6 protein-coding genes are annotated in these 6,042 nt (G+C 68.2%); 4 read left to right on the top strand and 2 right to left on the bottom strand.

Features of this window, described 5'->3' with window-relative positions; translation table 11 throughout:
- Positions 1-27 precede the first annotated feature (27 nt).
- On the bottom strand, positions 28-591 hold the full coding sequence (locus ACLQ3B_RS05825) for a hypothetical protein (protein ID WP_425777979.1): 564 nt from the start codon (positions 589-591) through the stop codon (positions 28-30).
- Entirely contained in the window at positions 588-2,441 is a 1,854-nt protein-coding gene (locus ACLQ3B_RS05830) for a DEAD/DEAH box helicase (RefSeq protein WP_425777980.1), read from the bottom strand. The genes ACLQ3B_RS05825 and ACLQ3B_RS05830 overlap by 4 nt, the downstream gene beginning before the upstream one ends.
- A 162-nt stretch (positions 2,442-2,603) precedes the next feature.
- On the opposite strand from ACLQ3B_RS05830, the gene ACLQ3B_RS05835 reads away from it, so the two are divergent.
- The 4 genes from ACLQ3B_RS05835 to ACLQ3B_RS05850 all read left to right on the top strand — a co-directional run bounded on the left by ACLQ3B_RS05835 (position 2,604) and on the right by ACLQ3B_RS05850 (position 5,810).
- A complete protein-coding gene (locus ACLQ3B_RS05835) occupies positions 2,604-3,089 on the top strand; it encodes a MarR family winged helix-turn-helix transcriptional regulator (RefSeq protein WP_425777981.1) in 486 nt (161 codons plus the stop codon).
- A gap of 268 nt (positions 3,090-3,357) precedes the next feature.
- Entirely contained in the window at positions 3,358-4,353 is a 996-nt protein-coding gene (locus ACLQ3B_RS05840) for a carbohydrate kinase family protein (RefSeq protein WP_425778067.1), read from the top strand.
- A gap of 53 nt (positions 4,354-4,406) precedes the next feature.
- Complete coding sequence (gene metK, locus ACLQ3B_RS05845; protein WP_425777982.1) at positions 4,407-5,600, top strand: methionine adenosyltransferase; 1,194 nt, start codon at positions 4,407-4,409, stop codon at positions 5,598-5,600.
- Positions 5,601-5,603: 3 nt separating this feature from the next.
- A complete protein-coding gene (locus ACLQ3B_RS05850) occupies positions 5,604-5,810 on the top strand; it encodes a hypothetical protein (RefSeq protein WP_425777983.1) in 207 nt (68 codons plus the stop codon).
- Positions 5,811-6,042: the final 232 nt, after the last annotated feature.

The following is a 6,042-nucleotide window of genomic DNA, read 5'->3' on the forward strand; positions in this document are numbered from 1 at the left end:
CTGCCGTGGTCGTGTGCGCTGCGGCGGTCAGTCTCCGTAGAACGCGGCCGGATCGAACTCGGACAGCGCGACCCAGTCCGGATCAGTGGTGGCGATGGCCGTCGCCGCGGCAGATCGCAACTCGACCGCCAGAGCCGGACGCTCGTCGACGAGTTGGACCAGCGCGTAGATCGTGGCGAAGACATGCACGCACGGTCGCTTGCGGGACCGGCAGGTGCAGCCGCTGTGCAGCTCTTGAATGTGGGGGGCGACGCTGATCGCGTGGTGTCTGAAGTCCGCCTCGAGTGTGTCCGGCAGGTCGCCGGCGACCAATCCACGATGCTCGGCCACGGCCTTGGCCACCAGACGCCCCACCTCGGCCTGCGTCCCGTCCGGCCAGATCGGCAGGTCGATCTTGACCCGGCAAACCTCGCCGGACATGGTGACGTCGGCTTCGACGCGGCCGGTGCCGGCCGCCACGATGCTTGTGCTGTTCCGCGCAAGGGTCCGTGCCTTGGGCAGCAGCATGTTGGGCCCGCCGGCCGATGTCGACTCGATCGTCCGGACCCAGACCCGGCCCCACGGCGTGGCTCCGAACTCGGCCTGCATCAAGCGAAGGCTCCCTGATCGAGGTCCAGCACCGCGTGGAGATCATCGTCGGAGAGCCTGGCCAGCGCGGCGTGCGTGTCCCCGGAGACGATCTCGGCGACGCCCCGCTTGTTCTCGTGCATCTGCGCGATGTAATCCTCGATCGTGCCGCCGGTGACGAGCGTGTGGACGTTGAGCCTCCGCAGCTGACCGATCCGGTGTGCCCTGTCGGTGGCCTGCTCCTCCACCGCCGGGTTCCACCAGCGGTCATAGTGCATGACATGGGAGGCGCGGGTCAGGTTGAGCCCGAAGCCGGCGGCCCGCAGGCTCAACAGCAGTATCGGCGGCGCGTGGTCGTCCTCCTGGAACGCATGGACGAGCCGGTCGCGACGCTCGGCCGACAGTCCACCGTGCAGGAACGGAACCGGGCCGATGTCGAGCATCGTACCGAGGTGCTTCGACAGCAGCTCGCCCATCGCCCGGTACTGGGTGAACACGAGCACCCGGTCGTTCTGCTCGACGATCTCGGCCAGCATCTCGGTGGCCCGATCGAACTTCCCGGATCGACCGGTCCCAGCGGTGTGCTCGTGCAGGTACTGAGCGGGGTGGTTGCAGATCTGCTTGAGTGCGGTGAGCAGTGCGAGCACCCGCCCGCTGCGCTCGATGCCGGCGCCGAGACCTTCGGCGAAGGCATTGTCGACGGCTTCCCGGTAGAGCCGGGCCTGCTCGTTGCTCATCGTGCAGACGATCGTCGAGTACTGCTTCGGCGGCAGGTCGGCGGCGACCTCGGCCTTGGTGCGGCGCAGCAGGTGCGGTTTGACCAACCGGTTGAGCGCGGCCGCGGCGGTCGCGGAGTGGCGTTGTTCGATCGGCCCGACGAACCGCTGCCGGAACCGGCTGCGGGTGCCCAACAGGCCGGGGTTGGTCACGTTGAGGATAGACCAGAACTCTTCGAGCCGGTTCTCCACAGGTGTGCCGGTCATCGCGATCCGGACGGTCGCGGACAGCCGTGCGGCGGCCCTGCTGGCCAGTGCTTCCGGATTTTTGATCTGCTGTGCCTCGTCCAGGATCACGACGTCCCAGACCGCCGTGGTCAGCGGCTCGTCCCTGCGCAGCACCGGGTAGCTCGTGACGACGACGGCGCCGGGCGGGTAGGAGTCCGGCAGCGTCCGGTTCCCGCCGTGGTAGCTGATCACCGGGACAGCAGGCGCGAACCGCGCCAACTCCCGCCGCCAGTTGTTGATCAGCGAGGTCGGACAGACCACCAGGTGCGGTCGGTCCGACCGGCGGGTAGCCAGCATGCAGATCGCCTGCAGCGTCTTGCCGAGGCCCATCTCGTCGGCCAGGATCCCGCCGTCTCCGATACCGGGCCGCGCGCTGAGCCAAGCCACGCCGTGCACCTGATAGGGCCGCAGTTTCGCGGTGATGCTCGTACCGCTCAGCGCGACCTGGGTGGCCACCGCCTGGCGGAACTGCGCCAGCAGCGCGGGCGCCGCGACGATGGCGGTGCCCTCGGCGTTGAGCACCGCGTGGGCGGCCGGCGGCATCCGAAGGCCCAACCGCTCGAACGCGTCGTCGTCGCCGTCGAGCAGCCGCACGGCCTCGCGCCACGCTCGCACGGAAGCGCCGACCCCCGCACGAGTGTCGAGCCTGAGCAGCCCCTGCCGGGCCTCGTCCAGGTCGGCGAACCGTACCGGCACGCTCGCCGGGCCCACCCCGTCACGGTCGGCCACCGCCAGGCGACAGACGCCGGGGCGGCCCTCCGGCAGCCCGTGCTCACGTACGGTTTCGTCCAGCGCGGCCACACCCCACCAGGCGATCGCGTCCTCCGCAGGGACAAAGGTGGCTTGCAGTCGACCGGGCAGCTCAGCCATCGAGCACCTCAGACGGTAGGCAGTATCGGATCTGCTCTGGCCGAATGCGTGTGGGCATCCGCGAGATGCCGTTCGGTCAGCAGCGGTGTGTACTCGTACAATCAAATCGCGCGACACAACTGTTGCGTGACGCACTATACTGAGCCGATCGGGTCCCGTCAAATGACCGTGAACGAACACAAACCCCCTGAAACCAGCCAGTCCCTGACGGCGCAGGTCATCGAAGCGCTGCCAGACTGGATCACCCACCTCATCCAGATCAACAGCCTGATCGCCGCCCGGATGGGTGTGGTGGTGACGGACTTCCACTGCCTGCACGCGTTGCAGCGGGATGGTCTGACCACAGCCGGCGCGCTGGCCGAGCGCGTGGGCCTGACGCCCGGTTCCGCATCACGCATGATCGACCGGCTTGCCGCGGCGGGCTGCGTACGTCGGGTCCCGGACCCGCTGAGTCGGCGCCGGATCTTCATCGAGCCCACCGACCGTGGCCTCGAGCGGATCAACGATTACTACGCCGGGTTGACCGCCCGGACCCGTGAGGACCTGGCCAGCTTCGACGACGACGAGCTGCGCACCCTGCTGCGGTTCATCGAGGTGTTCCGGGTCAGTGCGACTGCCGAGGTCCGCCAGCTGCGCTCCACATCCTGACCCGACATGCTCCGCGCCGTAGCGACAGCGCCTCGGAAGAGGTGCCGCGCATCGTTGTGGTCGTCGCCCGACCGCCTCTTGGTCTCGATGCGACTAGATCGATCCTAGCTGGGGCTGTGCCGGGACGAGCCATTCTTGACCGCCACTCCAGCCCTTGGCGGCAGGGTCATGCCTTGTCCAGGCATATGGCCTCCGTCAACACTGGGGCGACAAGGAGGTTTCCTTGGCCAGCGTCGCGGTTTCGGGCTCGATCGCCACCGACCACCTGATGCGGTTCCCCGGCCGGTTCGCCGATCATCTGCTGCCGGACCGACTCGATCGGGTTTCACTGTCGTTCCTCGTCGACGACCTCGTCATCCGGCGCGGCGGCGTCGCTGCGAACATCTCCTACGGCCTGGGACAACTCGGTCTCGCGCCCATGCTGGTGGGTGCTGCGGGGTCGGACTTCGCCGACTACCGGTCCTGGCTGGAGCAGCACGGCGTTGACTGCACCCACGTCTTGCTCAGCAAGGTGTCACACACCGCACGGTTCGTCTGCACCACGGACGAGGACCTGTGTCAGATTGCGTCGTTCTACCCCGGAGCGATGGTCGAGGCCGCCGACATCCGACTCGACGACGTGATCGTCAGGTCCGGCCGGCCCGACCTGGTGCTGGCCTGTGCGGACAGTCCGGCAGCCATGATGCAACGCGCTCAGGAGTGCCGGCGCCTGGGTCTGCCGTACGCCGCTGACCCGTCGCAGCAACTGCCCCGGATGTCCGCGGTCGAGGTCCTCGAGTTCGTCAGAGGGGCCTGGTGCCTCATCACCAACGAGTACGAGGCCGCACTCCTGCGATCGAAGACCGGGTGCGGTGAGGAAGAGCTGCTCACGTCGATCGAGATGATCGTCACGACGCTGGGTGAGAACGGTGTCCGGATCGCCACCCGTCACGGCGAGCCCGAGTTGGTACCCGCTGTCGCGCCGAAGGAGATCGTCGACCCGACGGGCGGCGGTGACGCATTCCGGGCCGGCTTCTTCGGTGGTCTCCTCCGTCGCCTGCCCGCCGGCATGGCCGCGCAACTCGGCTGCACCATGGCCGCGCTCGTCCTGGAGACGTCGGGTACACAGGCGTACTCGGTCGACCCGGACGAGGTGTTCGAACGGGTCACCGACACGTACGGCGGTGCATCGGGGTCGCTTCTCGCGGCGTCCCTGCCCGTGACGGTGTCGCCAGGGCCGGCACCATCCACGAACACGGCCGATCGCCGCCACCGCCGCGCCTGATCACCGGCGACCGTGCGGCTCGACCCTCCCCTCAGCCACGAAGGAGTACGTCGATGACCAGACACCTCTTCACGTCTGAATCCGTGACCGAGGGGCACCCGGACAAGATGGCCGACCAGATCAGTGATGCCGTCCTGGACGCGATGCTCACCCAGGACCCCGAGAGCAGGGTGGCCGTGGAGACCCTTCTCACCACCGGTCAGGTCCACGTGGTTGGCGAGGTCACCACGTCTGCACAGGTGGACATCGTCGGTCTGGTCCGTCGGAAGGTTCTCGAGATCGGCTACGACGCGTCGCAGAAAGGCTTCGACGGCACGACGTGCGGTGTCTCGGTCTCGATCGGAACCCAGTCCCTGGACATCGCGCAGGGCGTCGCGGCGGCGTACGAGACACGGAGCGACGGACTGCTGGAAGGCCTCGACCAGCAGGGCGCGGGCGACCAGGGTCTGATGTTCGGCTACGCGTGCGACGAGACTCCGGAGCTCATGCCGCTACCGATCGCCTTGGCGCATCGTCTCGCCCGCCGGCTCGCCGAGGTCCGCAAGGATGGCACCGTGCCGTACCTGCGGCCGGACGGCAAGACGCAGGTGACCATCGAATACGACGGCGATCGTCCGGTGCGGGTCGACACGGTGGTGGTGTCGAGTCAACATGCCGCCGACATCTCCCTGGACGGCCTGCTGATGCCGGACATTCGCGATCATGTCGTGGCCCCGGTTCTCGCCGAACTCGACCTGACCGTGCGCGGATACCGCTTGCTTGTCAACCCGACGGGCCGGTTCGAGATCGGCGGGCCCATGGGTGACGCCGGCCTGACCGGTCGGAAGATCATCGTCGACACGTACGGTGGGATGGCACGACACGGCGGCGGCGCGTTCTCCGGCAAGGACCCGTCGAAGGTCGACCGGTCTGCCGCATACGCTCTGCGCTGGGTGGCCAAGAATGTCGTGACCGCGGGCTTGGCGCGGCAGTGCGAGCTCCAGGTCGCGTACGCCATCGGCACAGCCCGACCGGTCAGCCTGCACCTGCGGTGCTTCGGCACCGAGGTGGTGCCGGTCCCCGACATCCTGGCGGCCATCACCGAGGTGTTCGACCTGCGCCCGGCGGCCATCATCCGAGACCTCGACCTGTTGCGTCCGATCTATGGCATGACGGCCGCCTACGGGCACTTCGGTCGCGACCTGCCGCAGTTCACGTGGGAACAGCCGGACCGGGCCGGCAAGCTCGCGCAGCTTGTGAAGGGCTGACCGGTGGGGCACGAGGTCCCGGACCATCCGCTGTGGCGACTCGCCGCCCACGTGCTGAACGGACTCATGTACCTCGGTCTGCACTGTGGCCACCTGGTGTACCCGCCGTCCATCGACGCGAACATCTACCGGCAACGGTGGAGGACTCCGCCTGCCGGGCGGATCTCCCCGTGGTGCCCGCCCTACCGGACCGGCATAGAGGAGCGGTGACGGGCGGACAGGCCAGGACAATTCCGGTGAGTGCCGTGTCGGTGGGTGGGCCGGCGACGGTGGTGTCCGCCATGCCGGCCGTTTGTATCGCCGTTGCCAAGACGGAGCCCTAGGGACCCGGGCTGAGGTGTCGAGCTCAGTTCGGTGGGCGTCGTTCACCGGCCGTCGAGTTGCTCGCGTACCAGAGCGGCGATGCGGGAGAGCGCGGCGCCGAGGTGGCGTTGCTGTGCAG

It is taken from the genome of Micromonospora sp. DT53, assembly GCF_049841535.1.
In the GTDB taxonomy this organism is placed as follows: Bacteria; Actinomycetota; Actinomycetes; order Mycobacteriales; family Micromonosporaceae; genus Micromonospora.